The sequence below is a fragment of the Klebsiella sp. PCX genome (genome assembly GCF_021869705.1).
GTDB lineage: Bacteria > Pseudomonadota > Gammaproteobacteria > Enterobacterales > Enterobacteriaceae > Klebsiella > Klebsiella quasipneumoniae.
Genome location: NZ_CP091527.1, coordinates 1,136,158 through 1,154,649 on the forward strand (window position 1 = coordinate 1,136,158; position 18,492 = coordinate 1,154,649).

Below are 18,492 nucleotides of genomic sequence, written 5' to 3' on the forward strand. Positions count from 1 at the left end.
TCTGAGTTACCGTCATGCGCGTTACCGATTTTGCTTTTGAACTACCCGAATCTCTGATCGCCCACTATCCGATGCCTGAGCGCAGCAGCTGCCGCTTACTTTCCCTGGACGGGCCGACGGGCGCGCTGACGCATGGCACCTTCACCGACATCCTCGATAAGCTCAATCCCGGCGATCTGCTGGTGTTTAACAACACCCGGGTGATCCCGGCGCGTCTGTTCGGTCGTAAGGCCAGCGGCGGCAAGATCGAAGTGCTGGTGGAGCGGATGCTGGATGATAAGCGCATCCTCGCCCATATTCGCGCCTCGAAAGCGCCGAAGCCGGGCGCCGAGCTGCTGCTGGGCGACGACGAGAGCATTCAGGCCACCATGCTGGCGCGTCACGGCGCGCTGTTTGAAGTGGAATTTAACGACGAGCGCCCGGTGCTGGAGATCCTTAACGGGATTGGCCATATGCCGCTGCCGCCCTACATTGACCGCCCGGATGAAGACGCTGACCGCGAGCTCTATCAAACCGTCTACGGCACCAGGCCGGGTGCGGTAGCCGCCCCGACCGCTGGTCTGCACTTCGACGAACCGCTGCTGGATAAACTGCGCGCCAAAGGCGTTGAGATGGCGTTTGTCACCCTGCACGTGGGCGCGGGTACCTTCCAGCCGGTGCGCGTCGACAGCATTGAAGAGCACACCATGCACTCTGAATATGCGGAAGTGCCGCAGGAGGTAGTCGATGCGGTGCTGGCGGCGAAGGCGCGCGGCAATCGCGTGATCGCGGTGGGCACCACCTCGGTACGCTCGCTGGAGAGCGCGGCGCAGGCGGCGAAAGACGCCCTGATTGCGCCGTTCTTCGACGATACGCAGATTTTCATCTACCCGGGTTATCAGTACCAGGTGATCGATGCGCTGGTAACCAACTTCCATCTCCCTGAATCCACACTGATTATGTTGGTGTCGGCGTTTGCGGGTTATCAGCACACCATGAACGCCTATAAGGTAGCGGTGGAGCAGAAATATCGCTTTTTTAGCTACGGGGATGCGATGTTTATCACGTACAATCCGCAGGCTATTTCTGAGCGTCCCTGAAGAGGCCGGCCCGCCGGCTTTTTGGACGCCATGACGCATTTTTTTAGCCACGGAATCATTCCGTGGCGAGTATGAAAACGTCGGACTGTTTTTCTGACGCAGGAGCAAGCATGAAATTTGAACTGGATACCACCGACGGTCGCGCCCGCCGCGGTCGCCTGGTGTTTGAGCGCGGCGTGGTGGAAACACCTGCCTTTATGCCCGTTGGCACCTACGGCACCGTCAAAGGGATGACGCCGGAAGAGGTGGAAGCCACCGGCGCGCAGATTATTCTCGGCAACACCTTCCACCTGTGGCTGCGCCCGGGTCAGGAGATCATGAAGCTGCACGGCGATCTGCACGATTTTATGCAGTGGAAAGGACCGATCCTGACCGACTCCGGCGGCTTCCAGGTGTTCAGCCTTGGCGATATCCGTAAGATCACCGAGCAGGGCGTGCATTTCCGCAACCCGATCAACGGCGATCCGATTTTCCTCGATCCGGAAAAATCCATGGAGATTCAGTACGATCTCGGCTCTGATATCGTAATGATCTTCGACGAATGTACGCCGTATCCGGCGGACTGGGATTACGCCAAGCGCTCAATGGAGATGTCTCTGCGCTGGGCGAAGCGCAGCCGTGACCGTTTCGATAGCCTTGGCAATAAAAATGCGCTGTTCGGCATCATTCAGGGCAGCGTTTACGAAGATTTACGTGATATCTCGGTGAAAGGTCTGGTAGAGATTGGCTTTGATGGCTACGCTGTCGGCGGTTTGGCGGTCGGCGAGCCGAAGGAAGACATGCACCGTATTCTGGAGCACGTCTGCCCGCAGATCCCGGCCGATAAACCACGATACCTGATGGGCGTCGGGAAGCCGGAAGATCTGGTGGAAGGGGTACGTCGCGGTATCGATATGTTCGACTGCGTCATGCCGACGCGCAACGCGCGTAACGGCCACCTGTTCGTCACCGACGGCGTGGTGAAAATCCGCAACGCGAAGCACAAAAGCGATACCGCGCCGCTGGACGCCGAGTGTGATTGCTATACATGTCGCAATTATTCACGCGCTTACTTGCATCACCTTGACCGTTGCAACGAAATATTGGGCGCGCGTCTCAATACCATTCATAACCTGCGCTACTATCAGCGTTTAATGGCTGGTTTACGCAAGGCTATCGAAGAGGGTAAATTAGAGAGCTTCGTGACCGATTTTTACCAACGTCAGGGGCGCACCGTGCCTCCTTTGAACGTTGATTAATTTTAATAATGAGGGAATTTCAATGAGCTTTTTTATTTCTGATGCGGTAGCGGCAACGGGTGCACCGGCGCAGGGCAGCCCGATGTCTCTGATTCTGATGCTGGTGGTGTTCGGTCTGATTTTTTACTTCATGATCCTGCGTCCACAGCAGAAGCGCACCAAGGAACATAAGAACCTGATGAACTCCATCGCCAAAGGTGATGAAGTGCTGACCAACGGCGGTCTGGTCGGTCGCGTGACCAAAGTAGCGGAAACTGGCTACATTGCTATCGCGCTGAACGATACCACTGAAGTGGTTATCAAACGTGACTTCGTTGCTGCCGTTCTGCCGAAAGGCACCATGAAGGCGCTGTAATCTAACTTTTCCCAAAGGGAACTGCCGTGTTAAACCGTTATCCTTTGTGGAAGTATGTCATGCTGGTCGTCGTCATTGTCGTCGGCCTGATCTATGCGCTTCCCAACCTGTATGGTGAGGATCCGGCTGTTCAAATCACTGGCGCGCGCGGCGTCGCCGCCAGTGAGCAAACGCTGATCCAGGTCCAGAAAACTTTACAAGAAGAAAAAATTACCGCGAAGTCTGTGGCACTGGAAGAGGGCGCTATTCTTGCGCGCTTCGACACCACTGATACCCAGCTGCGCGCGCGTGAAGCGCTGCTTACCGTGCTGGGTGACAAATACGTCGTGGCGCTAAACCTTGCTCCGGCAACCCCACGCTGGCTGGCGGCACTCTATGCCGAACCGATGAAGCTGGGTCTTGATCTGCGCGGCGGCGTGCACTTCCTGATGGAAGTCGACATGGACACCGCGTTAGGCAAACTGCAGGAACAGAACATCGACAGCCTGCGCAGCGAGCTGCGCGACAAAGGCATTCCTTACGCGACCGTGCGCAAGGAAGACAACTACGGTCTGAGCATCGTCTTCCGCGACAGCGCGGCGCGCGACCAGGCTATCTCTTATCTCAGCCCTCGCCATCGCGATCTGGTGATCTCCTCTCAGGGTGACAACAGCCTGAAAGCGGTGATGACCGATGAGCGCCTGAAAGAAGCCCGTGAGTACGCGGTTCAGCAGAACATTAACATTCTGCGTAACCGTGTGAACCAGCTAGGCGTCGCCGAACCGCTGGTTCAGCGTCAGGGCGCTGACCGCATCGTCGTTGAGCTGCCGGGTATCCAGGATACCGCGCGGGCGAAGGAGATCCTTGGCGCGACCGCGACCCTCGAGTTCCGTCTGGTCAATACCAACGTTGACCAGTCCGCCGCCGCCTCTGGCCGCGTACCGGGCGACTCGGAAGTGAAGCAGACGCGTGAAGGCCAGCCGGTGGTGCTGTACAAGCGGGTGATCCTGACCGGTGACCATATCACCGACTCGACCTCCAGCATGGATGAGTACAACCAGCCGCAGGTCAACATCTCGCTGGACAGCGCGGGCGGTAACATCATGTCCAACTTCACCAAGGACAATATCGGCAAGCCGATGGCGACCCTGTTCGTGGAGTATAAAGACAGCGGTAAGAAAGACGCCAACGGTCGGGCTATCCTGGCGAAAGAGGAAGAGGTGATTAACATCGCCAACATCCAGTCGCGTCTGGGTAACAGCTTCCGTATTACCGGTATCAGCAACCCGAACGAAGCGCGCCAGCTGTCGCTGCTGCTGCGTGCCGGCGCGTTGATTGCGCCGATTCAGATCGTCGAAGAGCGGACTATCGGCCCAACCCTTGGTATGCAGAACATCAAGCAGGGTCTGGAAGCCTGTCTGGCCGGCCTGGTGGTCTCCATCCTGTTCATGATCCTCTTCTATAAGAAGTTCGGTCTGATTGCGACCTCGGCGCTGATTGCCAACCTGGTGCTGATTGTCGGCATTATGTCCCTGATCCCGGGGGCGACGCTGACCATGCCGGGCATCGCGGGTATCGTGTTAACCCTTGCGGTGGCGGTCGATGCTAACGTTCTGATCAACGAGCGCATCAAAGAAGAGCTGAGCAACGGGCGTACCGTTCAGCAGGCGATTGACGAAGGTTATCGCGGCGCGTTCAGCTCGATCTTCGACGCCAACGTGACGACGCTTATCAAAGTGATCATCCTGTACGCGGTCGGTACCGGTGCCATTAAAGGGTTTGCGATTACCACCGGTATCGGTATCGCGACCTCAATGTTTACCGCTATCGTCGGCACCCGTGCCATCGTGAACCTGCTGTACGGCGGCAAGCGCGTTAAAAAGCTGTCTATCTGAGGAGTGCGTTGTGGCACAGGAATATACTGTTGAACAATTGAACCACGGCCGTAAAGTCTGGGACTTTATGCGCTGGGACTACTGGGCCTTCGGCATTTCAGGTTTTCTGCTGATTGTGTCGATCGCCATCATCGGCGTCCGCGGCTTTAACTGGGGTCTCGATTTCACCGGCGGTACGGTGATCGAAATTACCCTTGAGAAGCCGGTCGATCTCGACCAGATGCGCGATTCCCTGCAAAAAGCGGGCTTTGAAGAGCCGCAGGTGCAGAACTTTGGCAGCAGCCGCGACATCATGGTACGTATGCCGCCGGTGCATGACGCCAACGGCAGCCAGGAGCTGGGCAGTAAGGTCGTGACGGTGATTAACGAATCGACCAGCCAGAACGCAGCGGTGAAGCGCATTGAGTTTGTCGGCCCGAGCGTCGGCGCGGACCTTGCGCAAACTGGCGCCCTGGCGCTGATTGCCGCGCTGGTCTGTATCCTGATCTACGTCGGCTTCCGCTTCGAATGGCGTCTGGCGGCGGGGGTGGTTATCGCCCTGGCGCACGACGTGGTGATCACCATGGGCGTGCTGTCGCTGTTCCATATCGAAATCGACCTGACCATTGTGGCCTCGTTGATGTCGGTTATCGGCTACTCGCTGAACGACAGTATCGTGGTATCGGACCGTATCCGTGAAAACTTCCGTAAGATCCGCCGCGGTACGCCGTACGAGATCTTCAACGTGTCGTTGACCCAGACGCTGCACCGTACCTTGATCACCTCCGGGACCACCCTGATGGTGATCCTGATGCTGTTCCTGTTCGGCGGCCCGATTCTGGAAGGCTTCTCGCTGACCATGCTGATCGGTGTTTCCATCGGTACGGCTTCTTCTATCTACGTCGCCTCCGCGCTGGCGTTGAAGCTGGGCATGAAGCGCGAGCATCTGCTGCAGCAGAAGGTGGAAAAAGAAGGGGCGGACCAGCCGTCAATTCTGCCGTAATACGGTTCAGTTGAAATAAAGCAATCCCGGCCCAGGCGGCCGGGATTTTTTTTGCCCGCGACAAAACCTGCTGACAGTATGCTGTCAGGAGCCCTCCCATACACTCCTTTTGAACTCAATAACGAGCAGGAGGAAGTATGAATAACGTGATTAACTGGTTTGAAATTCCGGTCGCCGATATGGATCGCGCCGTCGCGTTTTATGAGCCGGTGATGCAGGTGACGCTGCGTCGCGAAACCATGGACTGCGCCGAGCTGGCGGTGTTCCCGCATCAGGACCCGGCTCCCGGCGGCGCGCTGGCCAAATTTGAGGGTATCGCGCCTTCAGCGCAGGGCGCTATTATTTACCTGCATACAGACCATCTTGCCGCCACACTCGACCGCGTCGCCTCGGCGGGTGGGGCGTGTGTTTTCGGGCCGCTGACGCTGCCGAATAATATTGGCACCATCGCGCTGTTTACTGACAGCGAGGGCAACCGCGTCGGCCTGCACCAACCGGCTTAACCTGAACTTTTTGTGAAGTGAAACATGACCCGACGCGCCGACCGTTTATTTCAGATTGTGCAGATCCTGCGCGGCAGGCGGCTCACCACCGCCTCGCTGCTGGCGGAGCGGCTGGGCGTGTCGGAGCGCACCGTGTATCGCGATATTCGCGATCTCTCCCTCTCCGGCGTGCCGGTGGAGGGGGAGGCGGGTAGCGGCTACCGGCTGCTGGCGGGCTACGATCTGCCGCCGCTAATGCTGACCACCAAAGAATCCGAAGCGCTGATCGCCGCGATCCGGCTGCTGAAAACCTGGGGCGGCGAGGCGCTGTCGCAATCGCTGGAATCCGCACAGGAGAAGATGCTGGCGATCCTGCCGGAGGCGCGCCGACGCCAGGCGGAGCAGACCCGCCTGTTTGCCCCCGATCTCGGCGCCCATCGCTATGCCAAAACCTTCTTTGACATCATTCATCAGGCGGTCTCCGGCCAGCAGGTGCTGGCGTTGCGCTATCAGGATGAGTCCGGTCGGGTGACCGAGCGCGACGTGCTGCCGCTGGGGCTGTTTTTCTGGGGGGAGCGCTGGCTGCTGGTAGCCTGGTGTGAGCTGCGCAATGATTATCGCAACTTTCGCCTCGACCGCTGTCTGGCGGTCAGGGCGACCGAGCGTCGATTCAGCGAGTGCGCCGACCGCTCGTTAAGCGATTTTCTGCGCAAGGTCCGGTGCGACGTGTGGGAGAAATAAAAACGCCCGGATGGCCCGGGCGCTGTCTTGCCGTTTCAGCAATTAGAAGTTGTAACCAACCACGAAGTAACCACCCCAGCCGGTTGAGCGGACGCTGAAATCGCCATCGCCGAAGTTCAGCTTGGCATCGTCAGCCCACTGGCCGCCGTTATGGAAGTAACGGGCCACTACCGAGTAGTGCCAGTGCGCGTAGTTCAGCGCCAGGATGTGGCTGGAGGCGATGGAGTTGCTGGTGCGCGCGTGCTTCCCGTTCAGATCGTAGAAGTTGTCATCGCCGAGGTCAGAACCCCAGTCGAAGTTGGTGAAGCCGATGTAGCTCAGCGAACCGCCCCACAGGTCGGTCAGCGGCACAAAGTATTTCACTTTGAAGCGGTAGCCGTCCCACTCGTTCTCATTGGACGCGCCGTAGTTCTGCCATTGGTATTTGGCGTAGACGTTCAGCGACAGGCTCATCGGCAGGCCGGTGTCGATATCGGTACCCAGACCCATATACCAGGTGCTCTGCTCCTGGGAATCATTGCGGCCCATATCGTAGATATAGTTGTTCGCGAAATACCACTCTTTGAACGGCCCGAAGCTCAGATCGGTGTTGGTCAGCTTGTCGATAGAGAAGCGCGGTTCGATCTCCATAAACAGCGGAGAACCGTTGTTCCAGATACCTTTTGCCGTGCTATTGCCGCCGAAGAACACCGGAGCATCGATATAGCCGTAAAAATCAAACCAGTCTTTTTTGGCGAACGCTTCGTATTCCAGATAGGTATCGTTACGGATCTGCGGTCCGAAACGGGTGTGGTAGCTCCCTACCACGTTAACACTCTGGTGCCACCAGTCAGACAGATACTGCGGTTTGTCGTTTTCTGCCGCGCCCGCGGTAAAAGAAGTGGAGAGCGCCACAACCGCACCCGCTGCCAGTAATGTTTTTTTCATAGTAATGCCACTGTTTAAATTGAGCCTGAAGGCGTTAAAAGAAGTGCCGAAGCGTTTCTAAATATTTCGTCTTTCTGTGGGGGTCTATTATAGGAATCATTGCTCACAAAAATACGTGTTGTTTCACATAACCAGAACATGCGTAATCGATTGCGTTCACGATTCTATGCATTTCTTGACAAAATGCTACTGAAAATCGCGATGCAGAACGATTTCTAATGAACTCTTGTGAAAAGTTGTAAGTGGAGAAGAATGACGGGGCAGGATGTCGCCGGGCAGGGGAAAGCCCGGCGCAAAGGCTTACTGTGCGGCGGCGGGCTGGATATCGTGGACGCGAATAAAACCGACTTTGTCCGGCGTTACGTTCAGGCGCAGCGGGATGTTGACATCGCTGGGGGCGAGGATGCTGGCCGGGGCGCTGATCAACTGATCCTGAACATTCACTTCCTGGTAGCTGTGGGTAGTGCCGGTGATCTGTCCGGAGGCGACGGTGGCGGTAAAGGCCGGCAGCGGATCGTTGGATTCGCCCTGAATACGTAACGTCAGGCGTGACCCGTCGCCATCCGGCGTAATGCTCGCCACCGACATGCGCAGGGTGCCGATCTGGCTCTCCAGCCGCGCCGGGGTTTTCGCCTCCGGCAGCAAATAGACGCCGCGGGTAGATTTCGCGTTCAGCGCGTTTTGCTGGGTAATTTTGATCGTTTGCTGATTGAGCTGGGTCATCTCCTGGCTCAGGGTGCTCACGCTCTGGTGCATCTGGCGGATTTCGCTTTGCTGGGCGCAGGCGGTCAGGGTAAACAGGCTGCCCGCGATGGCGAGTTTCAGGTAACGTCTTGTCATGGTCAGGATTCCGTTTGCAGAGGATGCTTAATGGTAGCCAAACCGCCTGTCTCTCCCATAGATCCTTTGTCTCAAAAGCTCTTTCTTTGTAGTCAGGTCACTTCGCGGTAAACTACCCTTCAGTTTAACTACCTGTCAGGACGCGCTATGCATTGCCCTTTCTGTTTCGCCGTGGATACCAAAGTGATTGACTCTCGTCTGGTGGGGGAAGGCTCTTCCGTGCGTCGCCGTCGGCAGTGTCTGGTCTGTAATGAGCGCTTTACCACCTTCGAAGTGGCGGAGCTGGTGATGCCCCGGGTGGTGAAGAGTAACGATGTGCGTGAACCCTTCAACGAAGACAAGCTGCGCAGTGGGATGCTGAAAGCGCTGGAGAAACGTCCGGTCAGCGCCGATGACGTCGAAATGGCGGTCAACCATATCAAAACCCATCTGCGCGGCACCGGCGAGCGCGAAGTGGCCAGCAAAATGATCGGCAATCTGGTGATGGAACAGCTGAAAAAACTGGATAAAGTCGCCTATATTCGCTTCGCGTCGGTCTATCGCAGCTTCGAAGATATCAAAGAATTCGGCGAAGAGATCGCCCGCTTACAGGACTAAGCCATGCAGGACGAAATGTACATGGCGCGTGCGCTTAAGCTCGCCGCCCGCGGTCGCTTTACCACCCATCCTAACCCTAACGTTGGCTGTGTCATTGTAAAAGACGGCGAGATCGTCGGCGAAGGGTTCCACTATCGCGCCGGCGAGCCGCACGCCGAAGTGCACGCCCTGCGGATGGCGGGGGAACAGGCGCGAGGCGCCACCGCCTATGTCACCCTTGAGCCCTGCAGCCACCACGGCCGTACGCCGCCGTGCTGCGATGCGCTGATTGCCGCCGGCATCAGCCGCGTGGTCGCCGCGATGCAGGATCCGAACCCGCAGGTGGCGGGGCGCGGCCTGTACCGTCTGCAGCAGGCCGGTATTGAAGTCAGCCACGGGCTGATGATGAACGAGGCGGAAGCGCTGAATAAGGGCTTCCTGAAGCGGATGCGCACCGGTTTTCCCTGGGTGCAGCTCAAGCTGGGTGCTTCGCTGGACGGCCGCACGGCGATGGCCAGCGGCGAAAGCCAGTGGATCACCTCCCCGCAGGCGAGACGCGACGTGCAGCGTCTGCGCGCACAGAGCCATGCCATCCTGACCAGCAGCGCCACCGTGCTGGCGGACGATCCGGCGCTGACCGTGCGCTGGCAGGAGCTGAGCGCCGATACCCAGGCGCTGTATCCCCAAGAGAATTTGCGCCAGCCGCTGCGCGTCGTGATCGACAGTCAGAACCGCGTCACGCCTGAGCATCGTATTGTGCAGCAGGCGGGGGAAACGCTGTTTGCCCGCCTGGGCGCCGATGAGCGCCAGTGGCCGGACAGCGTGCGCACGCTGCTGGTTCCGGAACATAACGGCCATCTCGATCTGGTGCTGCTGATGATGCTGCTTGGCAAACAGCAGATCAACAGCGTCTGGGTGGAGGCGGGGGCCACGCTTGCCGGGGCGCTGCTGCAGGCGGGGCTGGTCGACGAGCTTATCGTCTATATTGCGCCTAAACTGTTAGGCAATGCGGCGCGTGGATTATGCGCGCTGCCGGGGCTTGAAGAACTGAGCCAGGCGCCCCATTTTAAATTCAATGAGATACGTCAGGTTGGCCCGGATGTCTGCCTGCATTTAACCACTGCGTGAGGCTTTGCTGATTATTAGGAAGCAGCGCTCAGAATAATATGATAAAATCCGCCCCCCTTGCGGGGCACATGAACCCGAAGGAAGAGTATGAACATTATTGAAGCTAACGTTGCTACCCCGGACGCCCGCGTCGCCATCACCATTGCGCGTTTCAACAACTTTATCAATGACAGCCTGCTGGAAGGTGCGATTGACGCCCTGAAACGCATTGGTCAGGTAAAAGATGAAAACATCACCGTTGTTTGGGTTCCAGGCGCGTATGAGCTGCCGCTGGCGGCTGGCGCACTGGCGAAAACCGGTAAATATGACGCGGTGATCGCGCTGGGTACGGTGATTCGCGGCGGTACCGCCCACTTTGAATATGTGGCAGGCGGTGCCAGCAATGGCCTGGCGCACGTCGCTCAGGACAGCGAAATCCCGGTAGCCTTTGGTGTTCTGACCACTGAAAGTATTGAACAAGCCATTGAGCGCGCTGGCACCAAAGCCGGTAACAAAGGCGCAGAAGCTGCGCTGACCGCGCTGGAAATGATTAACGTATTGAAAGCCATCAAGGCCTGATTTTTGTAAGGGGAATTCCGTGAAACCTGCTGCTCGTCGCCGCGCCCGTGAGTGTGCCGTTCAGGCGCTCTACTCCTGGCAGTTGTCCCAGAACGACATCGCTGATGTCGAATACCAGTTCCTGGCGGAACAGGACGTAAAAGATGTTGATGTTCTGTATTTCCGCGAACTGCTGTCCGGAGTGGCGACTAACAGCGCGTACCTCGACGGCCTGATGAAGCCCTACCTGTCCCGTCAGCTGGAAGAGCTGGGTCAGGTGGAAAAAGCGGTGCTGCGTATCGCGCTGTTTGAGCTGTCCAAACGCGATGACGTACCGTATAAAGTGGCCATCAATGAAGCTATCGAACTGGCGAAAACCTTCGGCGCTGAAGATAGCCACAAGTTCGTCAACGGTGTGCTGGACAAAGCGGCTCCGGTAATTCGTCCCCACAAGAAGTAAACTGCAGGCCGGGTTTTGCGAGGGTCGTCTCGCAACCCGGCCTTATTTATTATTTTGCTGAGGCATAACGTATGGCATGTGGCGAATTCTCCCTGATTGCCCGTTATTTTGATCGCGTTAAAAGCGCTCGTCTTGATGTCGAGACCGGTATCGGCGACGACTGCGCTCTCCTGAATATTCCCGAGAAAAAAACGCTGGCAATCAGCACCGACACTCTGGTGGCGGGCAATCACTTCTTACCCGATATCGACCCGGCCGACCTCGCCTATAAAGCCCTGGCGGTGAACCTGAGCGACCTCGCAGCGATGGGCGCGGAGCCGGCGTGGCTCACCCTGGCGCTGACCTTGCCGGAGGTGGATGAAGCCTGGCTGGAAGCCTTCAGCGACAGCCTGTTTGTCCAGCTTGACTACTACGATATGCAGCTGATTGGCGGCGACACCACCCGTGGCCCGCTCGCCATGACCCTGGGTATCCACGGCTTTGTGCCGCCTGGGCGCGCCATGAAACGTTCAGGTGCGAAGCCGGGAGACTGGATCTATGTCACCGGTACCCCGGGGGACAGCGCCGCCGGCCTGGCGCTGTTGCAGAACCGGCTGACGGTGGATACGCCGACTGACGCCGACTATTTGCTGGCCCGTCACCTGCGTCCGATGCCCCGCGTGCTGCAGGGCCAGGCGCTGCGCGACCTGGCGACGTCGGCGATCGATCTCTCCGACGGCCTGATCTCCGATCTGGGTCATATTCTCAAAGCCAGCGGCTGTGGCGCGCGCATCGATCTTGATGCCATGCCGTACTCTGACGCGATGCTAAGCCAGGTTGATTCTGAGCAGGCGCTACGCTGGGCGCTCGCCGGTGGCGAAGACTACGAGCTGTGCTTTACCGTACCGGAACTGAACCGTGGGGCGCTGGACGTGGCCCTTGGCCATCTTGGCGCGCGTTTTACCTGTATCGGACAGATTGCGCCGGAGAGCGAAGGTCTGCAGTTTATCCGCGACGGTAAGCCGGTCACGCTTGATTTAAAGGGATACGATCACTTTGCGTAGTCGAGACGAGGCGCTTAGCCGCCTGAGTATGCGTAATCCATGGCATCTGCTGGCGACCGGCTTTGGCAGCGGCTTAAGCCCGGTGGTGCCGGGCACGATGGGGTCGCTGGCGGCGATCCCGTTCTGGTATCTGATGACTTTTCTCCCCTGGCAGCTCTACTCGCTGGTGGTGATGATGAGCATCTGTATCGGGGTCTATCTGTGCCATCGCACGGCCAAAGATATGGGCACCCATGACCACGGCAGCATCGTCTGGGACGAGTTCGTCGGGATGTGGATCACCCTGATGGCGCTGCCGACCCTGGACTGGCAGTGGGTGGCCGCCGGCTTCGTCATTTTCCGTATCTTCGATATGTGGAAACCGTGGCCGATTCGCTGGTTTGACCGCAATATTCACGGCGGAATGGGGATCATGGTGGACGATATCGTCGCCGGCGTGATCTCCGCCGGCGTGCTGTATGTTATTGGCCATCATTGGCCCATCGGTCTGCTTTGACCGCTTCTCCCCGGCAGCGCCATGCTGTCGGGGAAACCACGCCCGTCACTTAAATCCCACCACCGGATGCGGCTGATAGGGCGCCTCCAGTTTGTCGATCTGTTCCGGAGATAGCGTCAAATCCACCGCCTGCAACAGGTCATCGAGCTGTTCCTGACGCGACGGACCGATAATTGGCGCGGCGACGCCGGGCTTGCTTAACAGCCAGGCGAGGGCGACCTGCGCGCGACTGGCGTCGAGCTCTTCCGCCACGTCCGCGAGATTCCCGGCGATCTGCGCGTCGTTCTCTTCGCTGGTGCTGTAAAGCGATTTGCCGAACTCATCCGAGACCAGCCGGGCGGTGGTCTCACCCCATGGGCGGGTCAGCCTGCCGCGCGCCAGCGGGCTCCACGGGATCACCGCCACGCCGTTACGCTGGCACAGGGGCAGCATCTCATTCTCTTCTTCCCGGTAAATCAGGTTGTAGTGATCCTGCATGGTGACGAAGCGCGCCCAGCCGTTCTGCTGCTGAAGCGCCAGCGCCTGGGCAAACTGCCGGGCATGCATGGACGAGGCGCCGATATAGCGCGCTTTGCCGGCTTTCACCACCTCGTCCAGCGCTTCGAGCGTCTCTTCAATCGGGGTGCTGTAGTCCCAGCGGTGGATCTGCAACAGGTCGACATAGTCCATACCGAGACGGCGCAGGCTGTCGTCGATAGAGCGCAGGATCTGCGCCCGGGAAAGCCCTTCCGCCAGATCGCCGACCTGGTGATAGACCTTGGTGGCGACAACCACCTCGTCGCGGCGGGCAAAGTCGCGCAGAGCGCGGCCGACGATCTCTTCGCTACTGCCGTCGGAGTAGCTGTTTGCGGTATCGAAGAAGTTGATGCCGCCTTCAATGGCGTGCTGGATGAGCGGGCGACTGCTCTCTTCCGGAAGCGTCCAGGCGTGTCTGCCGCGGTCCGGCTCGCCGAAGGTCATGCAGCCGAGGCAGAGTCGGGAAACACGTAAGGCAGTATCGCCGAGGGGGATATAGTGCATGGTGCGCTCCTGCTATTCATCAAGGGTATCCCTTAAGCATAGCAGGAGCGGGAGGGGCGATTATGCCAGCCAGTCGAGGATTTTGGCTTCAATACCGGCGGCATCGAGGCCGAGGTCGGCGCGGATCTCTTCCTGAGTGCCCTGCGGAATAAAGACGTCCGGCAGGCCAATATTGAGCACCGGTACCGCCCGGCGATGGGCCATCAGCACTTCATTCACGCCGCTGCCGGCGCCGCCCATAATGGCGTTCTCTTCCAGCGTCACCAGAACGTCGTGCTCGCCTGCCAGCTGCAGGATCAGCGCGGTATCCAGCGGCTTCACAAAGCGCATGTCCACCAGGGTGGCGTTGAGTTTGTCCGCCACCGCTGCGGCCTCCGGCAGCAGGGTGCCGAAGTTGAGGATCGCTACCTTCTCGCCCTGGCGCTTCACTACCCCTTTGCCGATCGGCAGCGATGCCAGCGGCTCCAGCGTCGCGCCGGTGCCGCTGCCGCGCGGATAGCGCACCGCGCAGGGTCCGTCGCTGTAGTGGTAGCCGGTATACAGCATCTGGCGGCATTCATTTTCATCGCTCGGCGTCATCACCACCATATCCGGAATACAGCGCAGGAAGGAGAGATCGAACGCCCCCTGATGCGTCTGGCCGTCTGCGCCGACAATCCCGGCGCGGTCGATGGCAAACAGCACCGGCAGCTTCTGAATAGCCACATCGTGGATCACCTGATCGTAGGCTCGCTGCAGGAAGGTGGAGTAGATGGCCACCACTGGTTTGTAGTCGCCAATCGCCAGTCCGGCGGCGAAGGTGACTGCATGCTGCTCGGCGATGGCGACATCAAAGTACTGATCGGGGAATTTCTTCGAAAATTCCACCATCCCTGAACCTTCGCGCATCGCCGGGGTGATGGCCATCAGCTTGCTGTCTTTGGCCGCCGTTTCGCACAGCCAGTCGCCGAAGATTTTCGAATAGGAAGGGAGACCGCCGCTGCTTTTGGGCAGTACGCCGCTGGTATGGTCGAACTTTGGCACCGCGTGGAAAGTGATCGGGTCTTTCTCGGCGGGCTCATAGCCGCGGCCTTTTTTGGTCATAATATGCAGGAACTGCGGGCCCTTCAGGTCGCGCATGTTCTTCAGGGTGCTGACCAGACCGAGCACATCGTGGCCATCCACCGGGCCGATGTAGTTAAAGCCCAGCTCTTCAAACAGCGTCCCAGGCACCACCATGCCTTTGATATGCTCTTCGGTCCGCTTAAGCAGCTCTTTAATCGGCGGTACGCCGGAAAAGACCTTTTTGCCGCCTTCGCGCAGGGTGGAGTAGAGCTTACCGGAGAGCAGCTGCGCCAGATGATTATTCAGCGCCCCGACGTTCTCGGAGATCGACATTTCATTGTCATTCAGCACCACCAGCAGGTCGGGTTTGATATCCCCGGCGTGGTTCATCGCTTCAAACGCCATCCCGGCGGTGATCGCCCCGTCGCCAATCACGCACACCGCGCGCCGCTGTTTATCCTCTTTCGCGGCGGCGATAGCCACCCCGATGCCAGCGGAAATGGAGGTGGAGGAGTGACCGACGCTCAGCACGTCGTACTCGCTTTCACCGCGCCACGGGAAGGGGTGCAGGCCGCCTTTCTGGCGAATGGTGCCGATTTTGTCGCGGCGGCCGGTCAGAATTTTATGCGGGTAGGCCTGGTGACCGACGTCCCAGATCAGGCGATCGAAGGGCGTGTTATAGACGTAGTGCAGCGCCACGGTCAGTTCCACCGTGCCGAGGCCAGAGGCAAAGTGACCGCTGGAGCGGCTGACGCTGTCCAACAGGTAGCGCCGCAGCTCATCACACAGCTTCGGCAGGCTCTCTTTTGGCAACAGGCGCAACTCCTGGGTGGAATCTACCAGCGCCAGGGTCGGGTATTTGGCAATATCAAAACTCATCAGAGACTCATTTATTGTTTATTTATCGCGCTGAATAATGTAATTCGCGAGCGCTTCCAGTGCCGAAGTATCCAGAGATTGTGCGGCCAGTTCATCTAACGAACGGCGGGCATCAGCGATCAGGTCGTGCGCTTTCTTCCGGGCTTGCTCAAGACCCAGGAGGGCGGGATAGGTGCTTTTACCCAATTGCTGGTCGGCACCCTGACGTTTGCCAAGGGTCGCAGTATCCCCTACCACGTCGAGAATGTCATCCTGGACCTGGAAGGCCAGGCCGATATTTTCCGCATAGCGATCCAGCGCGGGCAGGGCGGCACGCCCGCGCTCGCCGGCGCTCAGCGCCCCCATGCGGACGGCGGCGCGGATTAGCGCGCCCGTTTTGTGGCGGTGGATACGTTCCAGCGCCTGCAGATTCACCTGCTGTCCTTCCGCCTGTAGATCCAGCGCCTGGCCGCCGCACATGCCCGCCACGCCGCTGGCCTGCGCCAGTTCGGAAACCATCGCCAGACGATCCCGGTCAGGGACGTCCGTCATCGGCGCATCACTGAGTATAGAGAACGCCAGCGTTTGCAGGGCATCTCCCGCAAGAATTGCGTTGGCTTCGCCAAATTTAATATGGCAGGTCGGCAGTCCGCGACGCAGATCGTCATCATCCATCGCCGGCAAATCATCATGCATCAGAGAATAAGCATGAATGCATTCGACCGCGGCGGCAGGGGCATCCAGCGTGGTGCGGCTCACGCCGAACATCTCGCCGGTAGCGTAGACAAGGAAGGGACGCAGGCGTTTACCGCCTAAGAGTGCGCCATAATGCATCGCTTCCACCAGCGGAGTGTTCTGAAAGGGCTGCGGCGCGATAAAACGGCGCAGCGCCTCGTTAGCCTGTTCCACACAGGCCTGCAATTGTTGCGGGAAATCCATTTATTCAGCGTCCGGCGTAAAAGGCGTGGTCGGGGAATCTTCACTATCCGCCAGCAGGATCTGCACGCGCTGTTCGGCCTGCTGCAGCTGGCTTTGCCCCTGGCGGGCCAGCTGGACCCCGCGCTCAAATTCGCTGAGCGCTTCTTCTAACGGCAAATCGCCGCTTTCCAGACGGTTTACGATCTGCTCCAGTTCGCCCAGTGCAGTTTCAAAGCTGGCCGGGGCCTCATTTTTCTTTGGCATAGTGAATATAGACTCTTGTTATTTCGCGACGGCAATACCGGGTATGGTAACGAAGTCACGCGTGTAAGCAAATAACGCGCAATGGTGATATACTCCGCGCCCAGGATGCAGGCACCGGTGTGCGCTGCTTTACAACTTTTGCTTAAAGCCCCGTCGGGCTTGCCAACGAACTATTGTCGCCATGAAGTTTATCATTAAATTGTTCCCGGAAATCACCATCAAAAGCCAATCTGTGCGGTTGCGCTTCATTAAAATCTTAACCGGGAACATTCGTAACGTTCTCAAAAACTATGACGAGACGCTGGCCGTCGTTCGCCATTGGGATCATATCGAAGTTCGCGCGAAAGATGAAAATCAGCGCCCGGCTATTCGCGATGCGCTGACCCGTATTCCCGGCATCCACCATATTCTGGAAGTCGAAGACGTACCGTTCACCTCGCTGCACGATATTTTTGAGCAGACGCTGCCGCTGTGGCGCGAGGCGCTGGAAGGCAAAACCTTCTGCGTGCGGGTGAAGCGTCGCGGCAAACATGAATTCACCTCAATTGAGGTGGAGCGCTACGTCGGCGGCGGCCTGAATCAGCATATTGAAACGGCGCGCGTGAAGCTGACCGACCCGGACGTTACCGTCAATCTTGAGATTGAAAACGATCGCCTGCTGCTGGTGAAAGGCCGCTATGAAGGTATCGGCGGTTTCCCGATCGGCACGCAGGAAGATGTGTTGTCGCTGATTTCCGGCGGCTTTGACTCCGGCGTCTCCAGCTACATGCTGATGCGCCGCGGCTGCCGCGTGCACTACTGCTTCTTTAACCTTGGCGGCGCCGCCCATGAGATTGGCGTCCGCCAGGTCGCGCATTACCTGTGGAACCGCTTCGGCAGCTCTCACCGCGTTCGCTTTGTGGCGATTAACTTTGAGCCGGTGGTCGGCGAAATCCTCGAAAAAGTGGATGACGGCCAGATGGGCGTGGTGCTCAAGCGCATGATGGTCCGCGCCGCGTCAAAAGTCGCGGAACGCTACGGCGTGCAGGCGCTGGTCACCGGCGAAGCGCTGGGCCAGGTCTCCAGTCAGACTCTCACCAACCTGCGCCTGATCGACAACGTCTCCGATACCCTGATCCTGCGTCCGCTGATTTCGCATGATAAAGAGCACATCATCGACCTGGCCCGCGAGATCGGTACGGAAGATTTCGCCCGCACGATGCCGGAGTACTGCGGCGTGATCTCCAAGAGCCCGACCGTGAAGGCGGTGAAGGCGAAGATTGAAGCGGAAGAAGAACACTTCGATTTCAGCATCCTCGATAAAGTGGTGGAAGAGGCGAGCAATATCGATATCCGCGAAATCGCCCAGCAGACGGAAGGGACGGTGGTGGAAGTGGAAACCGTGAACGGCTTTGGCGCCAACGACGCGATCCTCGACATTCGCTCCATCGACGAGCAGGAAGACAAGCCGCTTAAGGTCGAGGGGGTTGAAGTTGTTTCTCTGCCGTTCTACAAGCTGAGCACCAGGTTTGGCGATCTCGATCAGAGTAAAACCTGGCTGCTGTGGTGCGAACGCGGAGTGATGAGCCGTCTGCAGGCGCTTTATTTGCGCGAGCAGGGCTTCAGCAACGTGAAAGTTTATCGCCCGTAA

Annotated in this window: 20 protein-coding genes; 14 read left to right on the forward strand and 6 right to left on the reverse strand. The window is 58.5% G+C overall.

Annotated elements, in window-relative coordinates:
- Positions 1–14: 14 nt before the first annotated feature.
- The 7 genes from queA to GQR96_RS05315 all read left to right on the forward strand — a co-directional run bounded on the left by queA (position 15) and on the right by GQR96_RS05315 (position 6,751).
- Entirely contained in the window at positions 15–1,079 is a 1,065-nt protein-coding gene (gene queA, locus GQR96_RS05285; RefSeq protein ID WP_004204841.1) for a tRNA preQ1(34) S-adenosylmethionine ribosyltransferase-isomerase QueA, read from the forward strand.
- 110 nt (positions 1,080–1,189) lie between these two features.
- On the forward strand, positions 1,190–2,317 hold the full coding sequence (tgt, locus tag GQR96_RS05290; protein WP_002890395.1) for a tRNA guanosine(34) transglycosylase Tgt: 1,128 nt from the start codon (positions 1,190–1,192) through the stop codon (positions 2,315–2,317).
- Between the two features lie 22 nt (positions 2,318–2,339).
- Positions 2,340–2,672, forward strand: coding sequence for a preprotein translocase subunit YajC (yajC, locus tag GQR96_RS05295; RefSeq protein ID WP_002890398.1), 333 nt, complete (start codon positions 2,340–2,342; stop codon positions 2,670–2,672).
- Positions 2,673–2,698: 26 nt separating this feature from the next.
- Positions 2,699–4,546 carry a protein translocase subunit SecD gene (gene secD, locus GQR96_RS05300; RefSeq protein ID WP_004204840.1) on the forward strand — a complete coding sequence of 616 codons (1,848 nt, stop codon included), beginning with the start codon at positions 2,699–2,701 and terminating at the stop codon, positions 4,544–4,546.
- 10 nt (positions 4,547–4,556) lie between these two features.
- Complete coding sequence (secF, locus tag GQR96_RS05305; RefSeq protein ID WP_004204839.1) at positions 4,557–5,528, forward strand: protein translocase subunit SecF; 972 nt, start codon at positions 4,557–4,559, stop codon at positions 5,526–5,528.
- Positions 5,529–5,665: 137 nt separating this feature from the next.
- On the forward strand, positions 5,666–6,031 hold the full coding sequence (locus GQR96_RS05310; protein ID WP_004204838.1) for a VOC family protein: 366 nt from the start codon (positions 5,666–5,668) through the stop codon (positions 6,029–6,031).
- Between the two features lie 24 nt (positions 6,032–6,055).
- On the forward strand, positions 6,056–6,751 hold the full coding sequence (locus GQR96_RS05315) for a helix-turn-helix transcriptional regulator (RefSeq protein WP_048294246.1): 696 nt from the start codon (positions 6,056–6,058) through the stop codon (positions 6,749–6,751).
- 42 nt (positions 6,752–6,793) lie between these two features.
- Here the strand turns inward: GQR96_RS05315 and GQR96_RS05320 are convergent, their stop codons facing one another.
- Together GQR96_RS05320 and GQR96_RS05325 are read right to left on the reverse strand one after the other, a co-directional pair.
- Positions 6,794–7,678: a nucleoside-specific channel-forming protein Tsx gene (locus GQR96_RS05320; RefSeq protein ID WP_004204836.1), complete on the reverse strand. Its 885-nt coding sequence runs from the start codon at positions 7,676–7,678 to the stop codon at positions 6,794–6,796.
- Positions 7,679–7,978: 300 nt separating this feature from the next.
- Entirely contained in the window at positions 7,979–8,518 is a 540-nt protein-coding gene (locus GQR96_RS05325; RefSeq protein ID WP_004204835.1) for a SadB/YajI family lipoprotein, read from the reverse strand.
- A 147-nt stretch (positions 8,519–8,665) separates the two neighbouring features.
- Between GQR96_RS05325 and nrdR the strand changes: the two genes are divergently transcribed.
- The 6 genes from nrdR (at position 8,666) to pgpA (ending at position 12,758) form a co-directional block, all read left to right on the forward strand.
- Positions 8,666–9,115 carry a transcriptional regulator NrdR gene (gene nrdR / locus GQR96_RS05330; RefSeq protein WP_002890417.1) on the forward strand — a complete coding sequence of 150 codons (450 nt, stop codon included), beginning with the start codon at positions 8,666–8,668 and terminating at the stop codon, positions 9,113–9,115.
- A 3-nt stretch (positions 9,116–9,118) separates the two neighbouring features.
- Positions 9,119–10,222, forward strand: a complete 1,104-nt coding sequence (gene ribD, locus GQR96_RS05335; protein ID WP_004204834.1) for a bifunctional diaminohydroxyphosphoribosylaminopyrimidine deaminase/5-amino-6-(5-phosphoribosylamino)uracil reductase RibD — start codon at positions 9,119–9,121, stop codon at positions 10,220–10,222.
- A gap of 87 nt (positions 10,223–10,309) precedes the next feature.
- Entirely contained in the window at positions 10,310–10,780 is a 471-nt protein-coding gene (gene ribE / locus GQR96_RS05340) for a 6,7-dimethyl-8-ribityllumazine synthase (RefSeq protein ID WP_001021161.1), read from the forward strand.
- A gap of 19 nt (positions 10,781–10,799) precedes the next feature.
- The gene (nusB, locus tag GQR96_RS05345; protein ID WP_004204833.1) at positions 10,800–11,219 is read left to right on the forward strand and encodes a transcription antitermination factor NusB; all 420 of its coding nucleotides are present in this window, start codon (positions 10,800–10,802) and stop codon (positions 11,217–11,219) included.
- 71 nt (positions 11,220–11,290) lie between these two features.
- The gene (gene thiL / locus GQR96_RS05350; RefSeq protein WP_023319837.1) at positions 11,291–12,262 is read left to right on the forward strand and encodes a thiamine-phosphate kinase; all 972 of its coding nucleotides are present in this window, start codon (positions 11,291–11,293) and stop codon (positions 12,260–12,262) included.
- Positions 12,255–12,758 (forward strand): phosphatidylglycerophosphatase A, encoded by a 504-nt coding sequence (pgpA, locus tag GQR96_RS05355; protein WP_004177266.1) that lies wholly within the window; start codon positions 12,255–12,257, stop codon positions 12,756–12,758. Before thiL ends, pgpA begins: the two co-directional genes overlap by 8 nt.
- A 45-nt stretch (positions 12,759–12,803) precedes the next feature.
- Here the strand turns inward: pgpA and GQR96_RS05360 are convergent, their stop codons facing one another.
- The 4 genes from GQR96_RS05360 to xseB are packed head-to-tail and all read right to left on the reverse strand — an operon-like array spanning position 12,804 to position 16,862.
- On the reverse strand, positions 12,804–13,778 hold the full coding sequence (locus tag GQR96_RS05360) for an aldo/keto reductase (RefSeq protein WP_017898927.1): 975 nt from the start codon (positions 13,776–13,778) through the stop codon (positions 12,804–12,806).
- A 60-nt stretch (positions 13,779–13,838) separates the two neighbouring features.
- On the reverse strand, positions 13,839–15,701 hold the full coding sequence (gene dxs, locus GQR96_RS05365; RefSeq protein WP_004204827.1) for a 1-deoxy-D-xylulose-5-phosphate synthase: 1,863 nt from the start codon (positions 15,699–15,701) through the stop codon (positions 13,839–13,841).
- 18 nt (positions 15,702–15,719) lie between these two features.
- Positions 15,720–16,619, reverse strand: a complete 900-nt coding sequence (ispA, locus tag GQR96_RS05370) for a (2E,6E)-farnesyl diphosphate synthase (RefSeq protein WP_004204826.1) — start codon at positions 16,617–16,619, stop codon at positions 15,720–15,722.
- Positions 16,620–16,862, reverse strand: a complete 243-nt coding sequence (gene xseB / locus GQR96_RS05375) for an exodeoxyribonuclease VII small subunit (protein WP_004204824.1) — start codon at positions 16,860–16,862, stop codon at positions 16,620–16,622.
- A gap of 181 nt (positions 16,863–17,043) precedes the next feature.
- Here xseB and thiI point away from each other — a divergent pair, with 181 nt between their 5' ends.
- A complete protein-coding gene (gene thiI / locus GQR96_RS05380; protein ID WP_065903502.1) occupies positions 17,044–18,492 on the forward strand; it encodes a tRNA uracil 4-sulfurtransferase ThiI in 1,449 nt (482 codons plus the stop codon).